The sequence below is a fragment of the Streptomyces sp. NPDC057616 genome, assembly GCF_042800575.1.
Classification (GTDB): Bacteria; Actinomycetota; Actinomycetes; order Streptomycetales; family Streptomycetaceae; genus Streptomyces.
The window spans coordinates 6,734-23,923 of record NZ_JBHVGU010000047.1 but is presented as its reverse complement, the minus strand read 5'-3'; the positions used below and the strand labels follow the sequence as shown (position 1 = coordinate 23,923).

General features: G+C 71.8%; 17 protein-coding genes. 11 read left to right on the top strand and 6 right to left on the bottom strand.

The window, feature by feature from the left end; all coding sequences use genetic code 11:
- Positions 1–30: 30 nt before the first annotated feature.
- The 3 genes from fabG to ACFU97_RS39520 all read left to right on the top strand — a co-directional run bounded on the left by fabG (position 31) and on the right by ACFU97_RS39520 (position 2,029).
- Complete coding sequence (gene fabG / locus ACFU97_RS39530) at positions 31–735, top strand: 3-oxoacyl-[acyl-carrier-protein] reductase (protein ID WP_384266368.1); 705 nt, start codon at positions 31–33, stop codon at positions 733–735.
- A gap of 5 nt (positions 736–740) precedes the next feature.
- Complete coding sequence (gene fabI, locus ACFU97_RS39525) at positions 741–1,508, top strand: enoyl-ACP reductase FabI (protein ID WP_384266365.1); 768 nt, start codon at positions 741–743, stop codon at positions 1,506–1,508.
- 173 nt (positions 1,509–1,681) lie between these two features.
- Positions 1,682–2,029 carry a hypothetical protein gene (locus ACFU97_RS39520; RefSeq protein ID WP_384266363.1) on the top strand — a complete coding sequence of 116 codons (348 nt, stop codon included), beginning with the start codon at positions 1,682–1,684 and terminating at the stop codon, positions 2,027–2,029.
- Here ACFU97_RS39520 and ACFU97_RS39515 read toward each other — a convergent pair.
- On the bottom strand, positions 2,010–2,699 hold the full coding sequence (locus ACFU97_RS39515; RefSeq protein ID WP_384266361.1) for a FadR/GntR family transcriptional regulator: 690 nt from the start codon (positions 2,697–2,699) through the stop codon (positions 2,010–2,012). The genes ACFU97_RS39520 and ACFU97_RS39515 overlap by 20 nt on opposite strands.
- A 70-nt stretch (positions 2,700–2,769) precedes the next feature.
- On the opposite strand from ACFU97_RS39515, the gene ACFU97_RS39510 reads away from it, so the two are divergent.
- The 4 genes from ACFU97_RS39510 (at position 2,770) to ACFU97_RS39495 (ending at position 5,262) form a co-directional block, all read left to right on the top strand.
- Positions 2,770–4,068, top strand: a complete 1,299-nt coding sequence (locus ACFU97_RS39510) for a CynX/NimT family MFS transporter (protein ID WP_384266358.1) — start codon at positions 2,770–2,772, stop codon at positions 4,066–4,068.
- Positions 4,069–4,142: 74 nt separating this feature from the next.
- A complete protein-coding gene (locus ACFU97_RS39505) occupies positions 4,143–4,259 on the top strand; it encodes an SGM_5486 family transporter-associated protein (protein ID WP_097262240.1) in 117 nt (38 codons plus the stop codon).
- 212 nt (positions 4,260–4,471) lie between these two features.
- Positions 4,472–4,678: a hypothetical protein gene (locus ACFU97_RS39500; RefSeq protein ID WP_384266355.1), complete on the top strand. Its 207-nt coding sequence runs from the start codon at positions 4,472–4,474 to the stop codon at positions 4,676–4,678.
- Positions 4,679–4,743: 65 nt separating this feature from the next.
- Entirely contained in the window at positions 4,744–5,262 is a 519-nt protein-coding gene (locus ACFU97_RS39495; RefSeq protein ID WP_384266353.1) for a SixA phosphatase family protein, read from the top strand.
- Between the two features lie 66 nt (positions 5,263–5,328).
- Here ACFU97_RS39495 and serB read toward each other — a convergent pair whose 3' ends face one another.
- Positions 5,329–6,543, bottom strand: a complete 1,215-nt coding sequence (gene serB / locus ACFU97_RS39490; RefSeq protein WP_384266350.1) for a phosphoserine phosphatase SerB — start codon at positions 6,541–6,543, stop codon at positions 5,329–5,331.
- A 620-nt stretch (positions 6,544–7,163) separates the two neighbouring features.
- On the bottom strand, positions 7,164–9,002 hold the full coding sequence (locus tag ACFU97_RS39485) for a streptophobe family protein (RefSeq protein WP_384266348.1): 1,839 nt from the start codon (positions 9,000–9,002) through the stop codon (positions 7,164–7,166).
- Positions 9,003–9,241: 239 nt separating this feature from the next.
- On the opposite strand from ACFU97_RS39485, the gene ACFU97_RS39480 reads away from it, so the two are divergent.
- Positions 9,242–11,755 carry an FHA domain-containing protein gene (locus ACFU97_RS39480; RefSeq protein WP_384266345.1) on the top strand — a complete coding sequence of 838 codons (2,514 nt, stop codon included), beginning with the start codon at positions 9,242–9,244 and terminating at the stop codon, positions 11,753–11,755.
- Positions 11,756–11,837: 82 nt separating this feature from the next.
- Here the strand turns inward: ACFU97_RS39480 and ACFU97_RS39475 are convergent, their stop codons facing one another.
- The 3 genes from ACFU97_RS39475 to ACFU97_RS39465 form a co-directional block, all read right to left on the bottom strand.
- A complete protein-coding gene (locus ACFU97_RS39475) occupies positions 11,838–12,593 on the bottom strand; it encodes a transglycosylase SLT domain-containing protein (RefSeq protein ID WP_384266342.1) in 756 nt (251 codons plus the stop codon).
- A 299-nt stretch (positions 12,594–12,892) separates the two neighbouring features.
- On the bottom strand, positions 12,893–13,978 hold the full coding sequence (locus tag ACFU97_RS39470) for an S-adenosylmethionine:tRNA ribosyltransferase-isomerase (RefSeq protein WP_384266339.1): 1,086 nt from the start codon (positions 13,976–13,978) through the stop codon (positions 12,893–12,895).
- Positions 13,975–14,673, bottom strand: a complete 699-nt coding sequence (locus ACFU97_RS39465) for an SDR family NAD(P)-dependent oxidoreductase (RefSeq protein ID WP_384266336.1) — start codon at positions 14,671–14,673, stop codon at positions 13,975–13,977. The genes ACFU97_RS39470 and ACFU97_RS39465 overlap by 4 nt, the downstream gene beginning before the upstream one ends.
- 225 nt (positions 14,674–14,898) lie before the next feature.
- Here ACFU97_RS39465 and ACFU97_RS39460 point away from each other — a divergent pair, with 225 nt between their 5' ends.
- The 3 genes from ACFU97_RS39460 (at position 14,899) to chpE (ending at position 17,094) form a co-directional block, all read left to right on the top strand.
- Positions 14,899–16,044: a GAF domain-containing sensor histidine kinase gene (locus ACFU97_RS39460; RefSeq protein ID WP_384266333.1), complete on the top strand. Its 1,146-nt coding sequence runs from the start codon at positions 14,899–14,901 to the stop codon at positions 16,042–16,044.
- Entirely contained in the window at positions 16,037–16,678 is a 642-nt protein-coding gene (locus ACFU97_RS39455) for a response regulator (protein WP_384266331.1), read from the top strand. Before ACFU97_RS39460 ends, ACFU97_RS39455 begins: the two co-directional genes overlap by 8 nt.
- A gap of 173 nt (positions 16,679–16,851) precedes the next feature.
- Positions 16,852–17,094, top strand: coding sequence for a chaplin ChpE (chpE, locus tag ACFU97_RS39450; protein WP_384266328.1), 243 nt, complete (start codon positions 16,852–16,854; stop codon positions 17,092–17,094).
- Positions 17,095–17,190 lie beyond the last annotated feature (96 nt).

Genomic DNA, 17,190 nt, shown 5'->3' with positions numbered 1-17,190 from the left:
GCATCAGACCGCTATCGAAAGGGTGATCCGTTGAGCCGCTCGGTTCTCGTCACCGGAGGCAACCGGGGCATCGGCCTCGCCATCGCCCGCGCATTCGCCGACGCCGGCGACAAGGTCGCCATCACATACCGCTCGGGAGAGCCGCCGGCCGGCTTCCTCTCGGTCAAGTGCGACATCACCGACACCGAGCAGGTGGAGCAGGCCTACAAGGAGATCGAGGCCGAGCACGGCCCGGTCGAGGTCCTGATCGCCAATGCGGGCATCACCAAGGACCAGCTCCTGATGCGCATGTCCGAGGAGGACTTCACGTCCGTCCTCGACACCAACCTCACCGGCACCTTCCGCGTGGTCAAGCGCGCCAACCGCGGCATGCTGCGCGCCAAGAAGGGCCGCGTCGTGCTCATCTCGTCGGTCGTCGGGCTGTTCGGCGGCCCCGGCCAGGCCAACTACGCCGCGTCCAAGGCCGGTCTCGTCGGCTTCGCGCGCTCCCTCGCCCGCGAGCTGGGCTCGCGCAACATCACCTTCAACGTCGTCGCGCCGGGCTTCGTCGACACCGACATGACCAAGGTGCTCACCGACGAGCAGCGCGCCAACATCGTGTCGCAGGTGCCGCTCGGCCGGTACGCGCAGCCCGAGGAGGTGGCCGCGACGGTGCGGTTCCTCGCCTCCGACGACGCCTCGTACATCACTGGAGCCGTCATTCCCGTTGACGGCGGACTGGGAATGGGTCACTGATCACCATGAGCGGAATTCTCGAGGGCAAGCGCGTCCTGATCACCGGTGTGCTGATGGAGTCCTCCATCGCCTTCCACGCCGCCAAGCTGGCCCAGGAGCAGGGCGCCGAGATCATCCTGACCGCCTTCCCGCGGCCCACGCTGACCGAGCGCATCGCCAAGAAGCTCCCCAGGCCCACCAAGGTCGTCGAGCTCGACGTCACCAACGACGAGCACCTCGGCCGACTGGCCGACATCGTCGGCGAGGAGCTCGGCGGCCTCGACGGCGTCGTGCACTCCATCGGCTTCGCGCCGCAGGACGCGCTCGGCGGCAACTTCCTGAACACGCCGTTCGAGTCGGTCGCCACGGCCATGCACGTCTCGGCGTACTCCCTCAAGTCGCTCACCATGGCCTGCCTGCCGCTGATGCAGAACGGCGGCTCGGTCGTCGGCCTCACCTTCGACGCCCAGTACGCCTGGCCGCAGTACGACTGGATGGGCCCGGCCAAGGCCGCCCTGGAGGCCACCAGCCGCTACCTCGCCCGCGACCTGGGCAAGCAGAACATCCGCTGCAACCTCGTCTCGGCGGGCCCGATCGGCTCGATGGCCGCCAAGTCCATCCCGGGCTTCAGCGACCTGGCCGCGGTGTGGGACAGCCGCTCCCCGCTGGAGTGGGACCTCAAGGACCCGGAGCCGGCCGGCAAGGGCATCGTCGCGCTGCTGAGCGACTGGTTCCCGAAGACCACGGGCGAGATCGTCCACGTGGACGGCGGTCTGCACGCCATCGGCGCCTGACCCGGACACCGCCGTACGACGGCGATCGAGGGCGCGCATCCCGCGGGGTGCGCGCCCTTGGCGTATCACCCGTTCGGCCTACCCGGCCGGGCGGGGCGGGGCCTCAACTGGGCACTCTGGATTACGTGTTCAGCACGTGATTCCCTCCCCAGCACGGCCGAGGAGGTCCCCTTGTGCGTCTGCTTCGCAGCCTGGCCTCAGCGACCGTTGCCGTGGTCCTCGTGATGTCCCTGCCGTACGAGGCGATGCCCCACACGCGCGTGGAGCCCGGTAAGCCGCCCTCCCCGCAGCTCTTCGGGGCGGAGTGCCGCACCAGGATCACCGGCTCGCACGTGACCGCGTACTGCCACAACCCCTATCCGCAGACGGACGCCGTCAGTCTGCACGTCGAGTGCGCGCGGTGGTGGGACCTCGACACCGACGGCACCCCGGTCGACGCCGGTCCCGCGATGACCGTACGGCTCACCGGACGGTGCTGGGAGGAGGTCCGCTCGGTGTGGATCAGTCACCGGAGGCGGTGAACCGCCCGGGACGGCACAGGAAGGGATAGCTGGCCGCCGCCCCGCCCGCCGCCTCGGCGTCGCCCGCACGGATCGCGTCGACCAGGCGCGTGTGCTCCATGTACGTCTCCGGCGTCAGCGCCTCGCCCACGTCCTCGCGCAGCCAGTCCCGCAGCACCTCGCCGAGGTCGGCGTACATCGCACTCATCACGTCGTTGTGGGACGCCGCCACGACCGCCAGGTGGAAGGTCGCGTCCGCCGTCACGAACGCCTCCGTGTCGCCCGACTCCCAGGCCTCCTCGCGCCGCACCAGCAGCGCGTCCAGCTGCTTGAGGTCCTTCTCGGTGCGCCGTTCGGCGGCCAGCCTCGCGGCGGCCGACTCCAGCGTGGAGCGCAGCTCGGCGATGTGCCGCGGGTCCGCCTCGGCGAAGCGGCGGTGCATCACACCCGCCAGCTCGCTGGTCGCCACGACGTACGTGCCCGAGCCCTGGCGGATGTCCAGCAGGCCGTTGTGCGCGAGCGCGCGGACGGCCTCACGGACCGTGTTCCGGGCCACGCCGAGCTGCTCGACCAGCTCCGGCTCGGTCGGGATGCGCGAGCCGACCGGCCACTCGCCCGAGGTGATCTGGTGCCGCAGCGCGGCGATGACCTGCTCGGACAGCGCCGAGCGACGGGGGTGGCTCAAGGGCATGGCACACCTTCGCACGGGGGTACCCGGTACGGACGGACCGGGGATGGACAACCAATCATCCCATGATTCTATGATGGGCGACATGGCAAGCGAGGAATCCAGGACGATCACGTCCCAGCAGATACGCACCCCGGAGGCGCCGGCGACCACGGGGCCCGCCACGCGCGCGTGGATGACGCGCCTGCTCATGGTCGGCATCGTCCTCACCGCCCTGAACCTCCGCCCCGCCATCACCAGCCTGGGCGCGCTCCTGGAGGAGGTCCGCGACGGCCTCGGCATGAGCGGCAGCGTGGCCGGGCTGCTCACCTCCGTGCCCCCGCTCTGCTTCGCCGTCTTCGGCGTCACGGCGCCGCGTCTGGCGCGCCGCTTCGGGCCGGCCGCGGTGGTCTGCGTGGGCATGGCCGCCATCGGCGCGGGCCTGCTGGTACGGCCGTACACGCACAGCACGGCCGGCTTCCTGGCCGCCAGCGCGCTCACCCTGATGGGCATCGCGGTCAGCAACGTCCTGATGCCGGTCATCGTCAAGCGCTGGTTCCCCGACCGGGTCGGCTCCATGACCGGCCTCTACTCGATGGCCCTCGCCCTCGGCACCGCGGCCGCGGCGGCCGTGACGGTGCCCATGACCGAGGCCCTGGGCGGCAGTTGGCAGTCCGGCCTCGCGATCTGGTCGATCCTCGCAGTGGTCGCGATCCTGCCCTGGATCCCCTTCGTCCGGCAGCGGGGTGCCGGGCCCGCCGAGGAGGCGGCCGCGCCGCAGCAGCACGCGCGTGTGCAGCCGCCCGCGCTGCGGATCACCCGCAGCCGCACCGCCTGGGCGCTCGCCGTCTACTTCGGGCTCCAGGCCACCGGCGCGTACATCACGATGGGCTGGATGGCGCAGATCTTCCGCGACGCGGGCGTTCCCGCGAGCACCGCGGGGCTGCTGCTGGCCGTCACGATGGTGATGGGCGTGCCCCTCGCCTTCGTCATCCCGCGCCTCGCCACCCGGCTGCCCCACCAGGGCCCGATCGTGGTCGCGCTGGGTGTCTGCGGCCTCGTGGGCTACGGCGGCCTGTACCTCGCCCCCGCGGCCGGCTCCTGGGCGTGGGCCGTGCTGCTCGGCATCTCCAACTGCTCGTTCCCGCTGGCCCTCACGATGGTCGGCATGCGGGCCAGGACCAGCGCGGGCGTGGCCCAGCTGTCCGGCTTCGCGCAGAGCACCGGCTATCTGCTGTCCATCCCCGGCCCGCTCCTGGTGGGCGTGCTCTACCAGCACAGCGGCGGCTGGAGCCTGCCGATCGCCCTCATGACCGCGCTGCTGATCCCGCAGATGCTGGTCGGCGTCCTGGCGGGCCGCAACCGCACCGTGGAGGACGAGGCGGCCGCCTGACCCCCGGACGTGCGGTGGCGCGGATCGCTCACCCCCGCCGCACCGCCGCGCGCGGGGGGTGCGAGACTTGCCGTATGCCAGTGCTCGACCCGAACCCGCAGAACGGCCAGAAGAAGATGCTGCTCGTCTTCGGCTCGTTCCTCGCCATCTTCGTGATCATCGCCGTCATCGCGACGATCGCCTCGCCGTGACGGCGGGCTGCGCGCCGTGACCCCACCATCGGGCGTCCCGCCGCGGGGCCGTGACACCCGATGGTGGGGTTAGCCCCCCTGTCCCCTAGGGGGTGGGTGTCAGGGTCAAGTGGGTGGATCTCCGGATGGGTTGAGGGCCGCCGGATCCGTACCTTCGAACTGTGACCGCGAGAGGCGGACCACGGACCGTTCGAAGATCAGCGGAGGTATCCATGTCGGGCCGCACGCACACCCTGTCCCACCCGACGGCCAAGGGTGGCGTCGACATCCGGCTGCCGTGGTGGGCCCTCGCCCTGCCCGCGCTCGCCTTCGTCGTTCTCCTGGCCCTGATGCTGAACCCGACCGACGCCCAGGCCGCGTCGGGCGACCCGGCGATAGCCCACCTCTTCGAGCGCCTGCAGCAGCTGATGGCGCACTGAGTGCCGTTCCGGCCGCCGGTCAACTACCTGCGCCCATTGGCCTGTTTCGTGCGAAGCTGGATTCCATGAGCGTCGCTGAACCACGCAGGATCGTCCTCTTCCGGCATGCGAAAGCCGACTGGCCGCAGGTGACCGACCACGAGCGCCCCCTCGCTGAGCGGGGGCGGACGGACGCCGCAGTCGCCGGACGCAAGCTGACCGACACCGGCATCCCCTTCGACCTGGCCCTGTGCTCCACCTCGGTCCGGACCCGCGAGACGTGGAAGCTCGCGGTCCACGAGTTCCCGCAGCGGCCGAAAACCGTCTACGAGGAGCGGATCTACGAGGCCTCGCCCGGCGAGCTGATCGCGCTGCTCAACGAAACCCCGGACGACGTGCAGAATGCCGTACTGATCGGCCACAACCCGGGCGTGCAGGGCCTCACCGACATCCTGGCCGGCTCGGCCGACGGCGACGCCCGTGAGCGGCTGGACCGCCGCGGCTTCCCGGCCGCCGCCTTCGCCGTCCTGTCCTTCGAGGGCTCCTGGAAGACCCTGGAGCCGTCCGTGGCCACGCTGATCGACTACTGGGCGCCGTCCGAGTAGCCGGCACGACGCACGAGGGGCCCGGCACCACCACGGTGCCGGGCCCCTCGCGTGTGCGTGAGAGGCCTAGTCCTCGTCGTGGGTGTCCGCCGCCTCGACCTCTTCGCGGGTGACGCCCAGCAGGTACAGGACGGTGTCGAGGAAGGGCACGTTCACCGCGGTGTGGGCGGCCTCGCGGACGACGGGCTTGGCGTTGAAGGCGACGCCGAGGCCGGCCGCGTTGAGCATGTCCAGGTCGTTCGCCCCGTCGCCGATCGCCACGGTCTGGGCCAGCGGTACGCCCGCCTCGGCGGCGAACCGGCGCAGCAGGCGCGCCTTGCCCGCGCGGTCGACGATCTCGCCGGTGACCTTGCCGGTGAGCCGCCCGTCGACGATCTCCAGGGTGTTGGCCTGGGCGAAGTCCAGCCCCAGCCGCTCCTTGAGGTCGTCGGTGACCTGGGTGAACCCGCCGGAGACCACGCCCACTTGGTAGCCGAGGCGCTTCAGGGTGCGGATCAGGGTGCGGGCACCCGGTGTCAGCCGCACCTCGCTGCGCACCTTGTCGACCACGGAGGCGTCGAGCCCCTCCAGGAGCGCCACGCGCGCGTGCAGCGACTGCTCGAAGTCCAGCTCGCCGCGCATCGCGGCCGCGGTCACCTCGGCGACCTTGTCCTCGCAGCCCGCGTGCGCGGCGAAGAGCTCGATCACCTCGTCCTGGATGAGCGTGGAGTCGACGTCCATGACCACCAGCCGCTGCGCCCGGCGGTGCAGGCCCGCCGCGACGACCGCCACGTCGACACCGAGTGCCGCCGCGTCCGTCACCAGGGCGGTGCGCAGCGGTTCCGTCTCCACGCCGGACACCGCGAACTCGACCGCCGTCACGGGGTACTTGGCGAGGCGGAAGATGCGGTCGATGTTGCCGCCGGCCTTGGTGATCTTGGCGGCGATGCGGGCGGTGGCCTCCGAGGTGAGCGGATGCCCGAGGACGGTGACCAGGGAGCGCCCGAGGCCGCGTGGCCGGTTGTCGCCGCGGCCGGAGATGATCTCCGCCTGCATCTTCATCGACTCGGCCCAGCTGTGCACGGTCGCGCGCAGGTCACCCTCGAGTCCGGCCGGCGGCTGGGTCACGAGCGCGCACAGCACCATTCGGCCACGGGTGACGACCTGCTCGATGTCGACCACGTCGAGGGAGTAGGCGGCGAGGGTGTCGAAGAGGCCGGCCGTGATGCCGGGCCGGTCCTTGCCGAAGATCTTGACAAGGAGTGTGGGAACGTCGGAGGTCGAGGTCTGCTCAGCGCTCATGGTGGCTCCACCGTATCCGGCACCCAGTGCCTACCGCCGCCGCGGTCCGCCTAGCGGACACGGAACAGTGGGTGTCGCGTGGATGACAACGGATTGAAGCTCCGGCCACGGCAGCCCCGAGGCCCCACGCCGACAGCAGCAGCTTCGCAGACATCAACGGGGGCGGCCAGAGCGGGGGCCACGCTTGTCTTCCCCGGCACCCTCGGCCCCGGGCGCCCTGCGCCGGCCAGGGCGGCGTGCCCAGTCAGGAGGCGGCTGCGCCCGACGCCCACGGCAGCTCATCAGTCCCCGGCGGCCGTCCGCCGGCCCAGGGCCCCCTCCTGGTGCCGTGGCGGCGCCTGCCAGGCCGCGGTGCCGCTCGGACAGCCCGCGGTGCCCCTCGGACAGGCCGCGGCGGCACGCGGCAGCTCACAGACTTGGGCGGCCTCGGCCTCGGCCTCCGCCTCGGCCTCGGCGGCGGAGGCGGGGGCTCGTCGTCCCGCGACCGCCGGCCCACGGCGGCCCTTCCTTCCGGCGGCCAGTTGCCGGCCCGCGGCGCTGCCGTCGGCCCCCTTCCGTCCCGGCGGCCGCCGTCCACTCCCGCACCACCCCCACCGCTCCCATCACCTCAAGGCCGCCCCCTAAGACCGCTTGGGCGGTGCCGGCGGTGGCGGTGGAGGAGGTGGAGGCGGGCCGTCGTCCCGTGACGACCGCGGGCGTTCGCCGGGGCGCGGGCGGCGGCGTGGGGGGCGTGGGGGTGGGTCTCCTGCCTGCCAGGCGACCGTGGGGGCGCCGTACATGTTGCTGTCGTCGCTCGCGCCGTCCCCGGGCGGCGTCGTGCCGGACGGTGGTCGTGCGTCCTCGGGGTCGCGGAGTTCGTCCGGCAGCTGGAGGTAGGGGTTCGTGGCCGGGTTCGGCGCGCGGTACGGCCGGCCCGGCGTGTACGGCCCTGCAGCCCCAGCCGTCCCTGCCGCCCGGTGCCTGCCCGGCTCGCCGGCAGGCACCCCCGCCTCGCGCACATACTGCGGCGGCTGCGCGGCACCCTCGGCCGGCGCCCCCGAGCCCGCGGCCCGAAGCGCGAGCGGCGCCGCCCGCCGTCCCGCCGACCCGGCCGACCAGGCCAGCAGCGCCCCGACGGCCCCCGCACCCGCACCCCACAGGGCGCCCAGCAGCAGCGCCAGCCCGAGATTGCCGTTCAAGGTGATCCCGGCGCCGAACGCGTCGAAGCCCAGCACCGACAGCGAGGCGTTCACCGACACCTCCGTCAGCCAGGCGAGCAGCGGCAGCGTCAGCGCCGTGACGATCCCCAGCCGCACCGCGCAGCGCCCCGCGAACCCGAGGGCGCCCGGCCCCCGTACACCGTCGATGTCGACCGGCGTCCGTACCGCCGTCAGCACCCCGGCCAGCAGCATCATCACGGCCGCCGCCACGGCCAGCAGCCACACCCGCCCGTCCAGGTCCGCCAGCCGCCCCAGCGTCACCGACTGGTCGGTCTTGGCCGTGAGCAGGTCGTCCAGCGGATTCGGCAGCAGCTTGGCCAGTTCACCCGTCGCCTTGCCGTCGTAGGGCACGAAGAGGCCGATCGGGATGGCCAGCCAGGTGCCGTTGGGTGCGCCCAGCAGCGCGGCGCCGAAGATCCGCTTGGGATGGTCGTCGCCGATCGCCGCGTATGTCGCGGCCGCCAGCCCCGCCACCACCGACATCACCATCACCATGACGACCGCCGACACCGCCGGCCGCACGACCCGGTGCACGGCCTCCCAGCCGCGCGGCAGCGGGGTGCGGCGCGAGGCGAGCAGGGCGATCAGCAGCACGCCGGCCGACCAGCCGAGGCCGCCGAGCAGCGTCGCCGCGGTGTCGACGGTGAAGCCGACCGCCGCCTTCGCGTCGATGAGGTTGCCGATCTTGTCGGGCAGCAGCCCGCCGATGTCCCCGATGTCCCCGAGTCCGGGGATGTTGACGCCGCCGCCCCCGCCTCCGCCGCCCGGCAGCTTGTCCAGCCCCAGTGAGCCGCCGTCGATCGTGATGACATCGTGTCCTGCCCAGGCGAGCCCGCCCAGCGTCGCCACGAACAGCGCGACCACCGCGCCCGCACGGGCGAGGAGTTCGGCCGGTTCGACCACAACTCCCGCCGTACGCAAGGACCTCAGGAAGAACCAGGACAACAGCAGCGCCCCGACCAGGCTCACCCCCAGCGGGGTGATCGTGACGGCCGTGTGCGCCTCCGCGCCTTTCAGCCCGAACGCGGACACATCTCCGGACGGCGTGACCGAACCGCCCGCCCCGAGCGCCACCACCGCCGCGGTCATCGGCCCGAGCGAGGCCGACGCGTCCGCGCCCAGCAGGTGCAGACCGAGCGCGGCCGTGCCCGCCATTCCTATCAACGCCCAGCTCACGGAGGCGATCGCGGACAGCGCGACATCCCCCCACGGCACCTTGGCGCCGCTCCGTACGGTCTCGACACTCGACGACACGCTCATGGCAGACCCCCCGATCCGCGACACGGCACGGCCACCGCGCCTGTCCCCCTCGCGTGGATTACCACTCTCCGGGTCGGTTTCAACCCCGTCAACGGAACCATCCGATGCGCACCGGCGTGGTCTTCACAAGGCCCGACTTTCGGTCAGGGGGGCGAGCCTGAAATAGTTCCCGACGATGTTCGACATCCCTAGACTCCCTGTGATGGGGGCAACTCGGGGGACTACTCATGGGGCATGGAGTGCCTGAACTCGTACTGGAATTGAATGGACGTACCTGGACGCTCGATCCGTCCAGGCCGTACGCCCTCGGACGCGATCCGCAGGGCGACATCGTGATCGACGACGCCAGGGTGTCCTGGCGTCACGCCACGATCAGCTGGAACGGCCGCAGTTGGGTCATCGACGACCACGGCAGCACCAACGGCACGTTCGTGCAGGGGCAGCGGATCCATCAGATGGAGGTCGGGCCGGGCGCCGCCGTGCACCTCGGCAACGCGACCGACGGCCCACTGGTGACCGTGAGCGGGGCGGCGGCCGCCGTCGCCCAGCCCCAGCAGCAGCCGTACGCCGCCCAGGGCGCGGGCCCCGGCTGGGCGCAGCAGGCGCCGCCGCAGCAGCAGGCGCCGCAGGCCGGCTGGCCGCAGCAGTCCGCGTCCCAGCAGGGCGCGGCGCAGGTTCCGGCGCAGCAGGGTCCCGGTGGTGGCGCGGGGGCGCCGCCGGTCTACGGCGACCGCAGTCCGACCACGTTCCACCAGTTCTCGCTCGGCCGCGTCATGCGCATCGGCCGTGCGCTGGAGAACGAACTGGTCGTCTCGGACCTGCAGGTCTCCCGCCACCACGCCGAGTTCCACGCGACGCCGGACGGCCGCTTCGAGATCCGCGACCTCGGCTCGCACAACGGCACCTACGTCAACGGCCAGCCGATCGCCAAGGGCGGCTCGCAGCTCCTCGGCCCGAACGACATCGTCGGCGTCGGCCACTCGACCTTCCGCCTGGTGGGCGACCGCCTCGAGGAGTTCGTCGACACCGGTGAGGTCTCCTTCTCGGCCCGCCACCTGACCGTCACGGTCGACGGCGGCAAGCAGATCCTGAAGGACGTCTCCTTCGGCGTCCCGGAGAAGTCGCTGATCGCGGTCATCGGCCCGTCCGGATCCGGAAAGTCGACCCTGCTCAAGGCGCTCACCGGCTACCGGCCCGCCAACCAGGGCGACGTCCTCTACGACAACCGGAACCTCTACAAGCAGTTCGCCGAGCTGCGCCAGCGCATCGGTCTGGTCCCGCAGGACGACATCCTGCACAAGGAGCTGACCGTCAAGAAGGCCCTCAAGTACGCGGCCAAGCTCCGCTTCCCGGCCGACACCACCGGCGCCGAGCGCGAGGCCCGTATCGACGAGGTGCTGCGCGAGCTGAAGCTGGACATCCACAAGGAGAAGAAGGTCACCTCCCTCTCCGGCGGCCAGCGCAAGCGCGTCTCGGTGGCCCTGGAGCTGCTCACCAAGCCGTCGCTGATCTTCCTGGACGAGCCCACCTCGGGCCTCGACCCGGGCATGGACCGCGACGTCATGCAGCTGCTGCGCGGCCTCGCCGACGACGGCCGCACGGTCCTCGTCGTCACCCACTCCGTGGCCGAGCTGGCGATCTGCGACAAGCTCCTGGTGATGGCGCCCGGCGGCTCGGTGGCCTACTTCGGCCCGCCGGAGGAGGCGCTGAACTTCTTCGGCTACGACACCTGGGCCGACGTCTTCTCCGCCTTCGAGAACTACCGCGACTACGACTGGGCGGGCCGCTGGAAGGGCTCGCAGCACTACCAGATGTACGCCGCGGACATCGACGCCGTTGCGCCGCAGTCCGTACAGATGCCGCCGATGCAGGCGATGAAGCCGCCGAAGCCGCAGGGCTGGATGTCGCAGTTCGTCACGCTGGTGCGCCGCTACGTGTCGGTCATCGCCTCGGACAAGGGCTTCCTGGCGCTGACGGTGATCCTGCCGCTCGTCCTCGGCGCGGTGAGCCTGCTCATCGACTCCGGCAAGGGCCTGCTGCCGAACCCGATGATCAACCGGGCCACCGGCCAGCCCGTCCCGAACGGCACGGCCACCACCGTCCTGCTGATCCTCGCGGTGGGCGCCTGCTTCGCCGGCGCCGCGAACTCCGTCCGTGAGCTGATCAAGGAACGGGTCATCTACGAGCGCGAACGCGCGACCGGCCTGTCGCGCTCGGCCTACCTGATGTCCAAGGTCTTCGTGCTCGGCGTGGTCACGATCCTGCAGGGCCTGATGGTCGGCGTCATCGGCTTCGCCAGCCGCGACATCCCGAAGGAGGGGCTCGTCCTCGGCAACGCCACGCTGCTCGAGCTCACCATCCCGATCATGGGCCTGGGCTTCACCTCGATGATGTTCGGCCTGATCATCTCGTCGCTGGTGAAGACGGCCGAGAAGACCATGCCGCTGCTGGTCATGTTCGCGATCATCCAGGTCGTGTTCACCGGCTGCCTCTTCGCCCTGAACGGCTCGATCGGCGCCAACCAGATCTCGTACCTGATGCCGTCCCGCTGGGCGGTGGCCGCGGCCGGCGCCACGCTGGACTTCAACAAGATCAGTCCGCCCGGCAAGGGCAAGAGCAACGACCCGCTGTGGGAGCACACGGTCGGTGCCTGGGGCATGGACATGCTCGCCCTGATCGTCCTGGGCGTCATCTGCGGCTTCTTCGTGGCGCGCTTCCTGCGCCGCCACGAGCCGGAGGTCATGCGCAAGTAGTCGCACTCCAGTGACGTGCGAAGGGCGGCACCCGTACGGGGTGCCGCCCTTCGGCGTTCACGTGAAGAGGTCCGCGCCGACCTCAGTACGCGCTGTTGACGTTGTCGATCGAGCCGTACTTGTCGGCCGCGTAGTTGGCGGCGGCGGTGATGTTGGCGACCGGGTCGTAGATGTTCCACGACGTGCCGTTCACGTGGTACGCGGAGAAGGTCGGCGGGATCACCTGGAGCAGGCCCTTGGACGGGACGCCGTTGATGGCGTTGATGTCCCAGCCGTTGATCGCGTTCGGGTTGCCGGACGACTCCCGCATGATGTTGCGGTACAGGCCGTTGTAGCTGCCCGGGATGCCCTTCTTGTGCATGATGTCGAGGGCGTGGTTGATCCAGCCGTTGAGGTTGTTCGCGTAGAGCTTCGGCGCGGCCTTCTTGATCGTGGGCCGGTGCGCGGAGCGGCTCGCGGCGGCCTTGGCCTTGCGCGCGGCCTCGGCCTTCTTGGCGGCGGCAGCGGCGGCCGCCTTCTTCTTCGCCAGGGCCTTCTTCGCGGCGGCCTCGGCGGCCGCCTTCTTCTTGGCGGCGGCCTGCTTCGCGACGGCCTCGGCCTTCAGGTGCTGGGCGGCGAGCTGGTCGGTGACGCTGGCCTTCACGTCCTTGATGGGCTTGTTGCTGTACTCCACCTTGGCCGTGGAGACGGCGGCCTCGTTCGTGGTCGTGTCGGCGCTGCTCGGGACTGCGGAGAACGCGAGGGCCGCGGCACCGAGGGAGGCGACACCGGCTATCGCGATCTTCTGGTGGCGGTTGAGCTGGCGACTGAGTCGGCGAATCTGGATGTTCTTGGGCATAGCAGACGGACCTCTTCGAATAGCGCGGAGGTCGCTTCGAGCCGGCGGGGGGCATGGGGCCCGTCCCGCACAAAAGCCGCGGCGGGAAACCGCGGCGCCGAGCGACGGGAGCAATTCTTAGCGGCCGCAAAATGCGGAGGCAAAGATGTGACGTACGATCCTGGATAGTGGATCAGGGATGGGCAAAACGGGGCAGACTGGACCGTCTGCCCCGCTCAAATAGGGACGCTGTATCTCCTACCGGGCTTCGTACGTGATGTGGACCCTATGCGCGGGCTCACATCAGGGGCGTAACAGTCTCACCGGCAGTTGCTGGCGCAATGCGCACTGTGAGGGCCCTCCTCCGGCAGGATGAGGTGGACGTCGCCGAACTCGTGCCACAGGTAGAGCCCGCGCAGCGCCGCGTCGTAGCTGCGGTCGACCGCGGTCCGCCCGGCGATCGCCTCCAGCATCAGCAGGTGGGAGGCCTCCGGCTCGTGCAGCCCGGTCAGCAGCCCGTCCACCACCCGCACCCCGCGCTCGGGGGTGACCACGAGGTCCGTCCAGCCCGCACGCGCGCGTACGGTCCCGTCGGGCCCGGCGGCCGACTCCACGGCGCGCACCGCGGTCGTCCCGACGGCGACGACCCGGCGGCCGGCGGCCTTCGCGGCGTTGATCAGCCGCGCCGACGCCTCCGGCACCGAGAACCGCTCCGGATACGGCGGCTCGTGCGACTCCATCGACGCCACCCCGGTGTGCAGCGTCACCGGCGCGAACTGCACACCCCGGCTCACCAGCTCCACCACCAGCCGCTCGGTGAAGGGCCGCGCGGCACTCGGCATCTCCGCACTGCCCGTCCCGTCGCGGGAGGGGAGCGCGAACACCGTCTGGTAGACGGACAGCGGCTGGTCCCGCTCCGTGTAGGAGTAGCGGATGGGCCGCCCGTGCTCCCGCAGCATCCCGAGCACCTCCGCCCCGCACACGCGTGCCCACCACAGGCGGTCCGCATGCACGCTCAGCGGCTCCTCCAGGACCAGCCGCACACCCCCGGGCAGCCGCACCTCCGTACCCGCGGGCCCGCCCGCACGCGCGCGCGTGGTTCCCCTCCCGTCGGGGTCCCGCAGCTCGACCGCCCACCGCCCGTCGTCGCCGCGCGTGGAGAAGTGCACCACCACGCGCTCGTGCCCGACCCACCCGTCCGCCGCGGCGGCCAGCGTGGGCGAGGTGTTCACCACGAGCAGATCCCCGGCCCGCAGCAGCCGCGGCAGCTCCCTGAAGGTGTGGTGCGACACCTCGGTGCCGCGCGACACGAGCAGCCGTACGGCGTCCCGGCCCGGTCCGGCTCCGCGCTGCTCGACCGGGATCCGCGCCGACAGCTCCTCCGGAACCCGCACCGCCACCGTCATCGCTGTCCCTCCAGCAGCGCCGGGGCGGCATAGCGGCCGCTCGCCGGACGCTCGTCCAGCAGCCTCAGGAAGCCCGGCACCACGCGCGCGGGCGCCGGCCGTGGATCCCCGTCGTCCGGTACGGCCGCCGCGTACAGGTCGGTGGCCATGTCGCCCGGGTCGACAGCCCAGACCCGCAGCCCCGGCTCCTCCGCGGCGAGCACCGCGGCGAGATGGTCCAGGGCCGCCTTCGACGCCCCGTATCCACCCCAGGTCTCGTAGGCCTCGGCGGCCGCGTCAGAACTGACCGCGATCACCGTGCCCGCCCCGGACGCGCGCAGCAGCGGCAGCGCCTCCTGGACCAGGCCCAGCGCGGCCACCACGTTCACCTCCAGCGCCCGCCGCAGCCCGTCCGGATCGAGCGCCTCCAGCCGTACGAGCGGCTCGGCGCCCAGCGCGCTCGCGTTGCTCACCAGCAGATCGAGCCCGCCCAGCTCCCGGGCGGCCGCCACCAGCGCGGCCCGGTGACCGGCGTCCGTGACGTCCCCGGGCAGGGCCGTCACGCGCCTGCCGTGCTTCTCGAGCAGAGCTGCCGTCTCCTGGAGCACCGCGGCCGTCCTGGCGTCGAGCACCAGGTCCCAGCCGCGCGCGGCCAGCGCCTCGGCGAGCGCCCGCCCCAGCCCCTTCGAGGCCCCCGTGATGATCGCTACCGGCATGACACGTCCCCTCGTCCCACCCGCCTCCGGATCGGCGGTGATCCCAACGTAGGAACCGAGCCGCCCGCCGCGCCTCGGACGCGGGCCGCAACATGCCGGGGCCCTTCGCCCTAAGCCGCAGGTCCGGGGGGCCGGGCCTAGGCCGGAGGACCTAGGCCCACCGGAGCAGTCCGGGCCGTCACAGGTCCGATCCGCGCTGTCACACCCCGCCGGTACCTTGAGGACATGAGTCAAGGACCCCGGTCGGGCCTGGCCGCGGTGAGCTCCGCGCTGCTGGCCATGAGCAGGCATCTCGAGGTGCGCGACGTCCTCAAGACGATCGTCGCCTCGGCCCGCGAGCTGCTCGGCGCGCAGTACGCCGCCCTCGGGGTCCCCGACGACCACGGCGGCTTCGCCCAGTTCGTGGTGGACGGCGTCAGCGACGCCCAGTGGAAGGCCATCGGCCCGCTCCCGCGCCAGCACGGCATCCTCGCGTCGATGCTCCGGGAGGCGAAGACCGAGCGCCTCGCCGACGTCCGCAAGGACCCCCGCTTCGAGGGCTGGCCCTCCGCCCACCCCGACATGTCCGACTTCCTGGGCCTGCCCATCAAGGACGGCGACGAGGTCATCGGCGCCCTCTTCCTCGCCAACAAGAACTGCCCCAAGCCCGAGGGCAGCTGCGGCTTCACCCAGGACGACGAGGAACTCCTGTCGATCCTCGCCCAGCACGCGGCGATCGCCCTCACCAACGCGCGCCTGTACGAGCGCAGCCGCGAGCTGACCATCGCCGAGGAGCGCTCTCGCCTCGCCCACGAACTGCACGACGCGGTCAGCCAGAAGCTCTTCTCCCTGCGCCTGACCGCCCAGGCCGCCGCCGCCCTCGTCGACCGCGACCCGTCCCGCGCCAAGGGCGAGCTGCAGCAGGTCGCCGTCCTCGCCGCCGAGGCGGCGGACGAGCTGCGCGCCGCGGTCGTGGAGCTGCGCCCCGCGGCCCTCGACGAGGACGGCCTGGTCGCCACCCTGCGCACCCAGATCCAGGTGCTCGACCGCGCCCACAGCGCGCGCGTGACCTTCGACAGCTGCGGCGTGCGGGCCCTGCCCTCCGCCCAGGAGGAGGCCCTGCTGCGCGTCGCCCAGGAGGCCCTGCACAACGCCCTGCGGCACTCCGGCGCCGAGCGCGTGGACGTCACCCTGGCCCGGCGCGGCAGCGCCGCGGTCCTGCGCGTGGCGGACGACGGCGGCGGCTTCGACCCGAAGGCGATACGGCGCGCGGGACGCCACCTGGGCCTGGTGTCCATGCGCGACCGCGCGAGCGGCGTCGGCGGCACGCTGACGGTGGAGTCGGCGCCCGGAAAGGGCACCACGGTCGAGATGGAGGTCCCCGGTGGCTGACGCAATCAAGGTGCTGCTCGTCGACGACCACCAGGTGGTCCGCCGCGGCCTGCGCACCTTCCTGGAGGTGCAGGACGACATCGAGGTCGTGGGCGAGGCGGCCGACGGCGCCGAAGGAGTCGCCCGCGCCGAGGAGTTGCAGCCCGACGTCGTCCTGATGGACGTCAAGATGCCGGGTATGGACGGCGTGGACGCCCTGCGCAAGCTCCGCGAGCTGGACAACCCCGCGCGCGTGCTGATCGTCACCAGCTTCACCGAGCAGCGCACGGTGGTCCCGGCCCTGCGCGCGGGCGCCGCCGGCTACGTCTACAAGGACGTGGACCCGGACGCCCTCGCCGGCGCCATCCGCTCCGTGCACGCCGGGCACATCCTGCTCCAGCCGGAGGTCGCGGGCGCCCTCCTGTCACAGGAGGAGGCCAACTCGGGCCAGGGCAGAGGCGGTTCGCTCACGGAGCGGGAGCGTGAGGTCCTCGGCCTGATAGCGGACGGCCGCTCCAACCGCGAGATCGCGCGCGCCCTCGTGCTGTCCGAGAAGACCGTCAAGACGCACGTCTCGAACATCCTCATGAAGCTCGACCTCGCCGACCGCACCCAGGCCGCACTCTGGGCCGTGCGCCACGGCGTGACCGGCTGAGACGCGCCGTGCGCGCCGGTGCTCCCGGCGGCAACACGGATGGTTGCACTCCGGGCTGAGATTCATACTGTCGTGGGAATGGCCCCCGGATGGCGCATCCTCTGTGGATCTCCGCCGTTCTCCAGTGCGTGCTGCGGCGAACGTCGCGGCAGTCGCTAGGGAGGGCTCAGAAAGTGAAGAACCTGAAGAAGGCAGCGGCCGTGACGATGGTGGCCGGTGGACTGATCGCCGCCGGCGCCGGCATGGCCTCCGCCACCGACGCCCACGCCGACGGCACCGCCGCGGGCTCGCCCGGTGTCATCTCGGGCAACCTCATCCAGGCCCCGGTCCACATCCCGGTGAACGCCGTGGGCAACAGCGTGAACGTCGTCGGCGTCCTGAACCCCGCCTTCGGCAACCTGGGCGTCAACCGCTGACCCCCTCCACACCGACGCGGTGACCACCGGCCTCCCGGCAACCGGGAGGCCGGTCATTTCTTGCTTCAGCCCAGTCCAGCCACCCCAGCCCGTCCG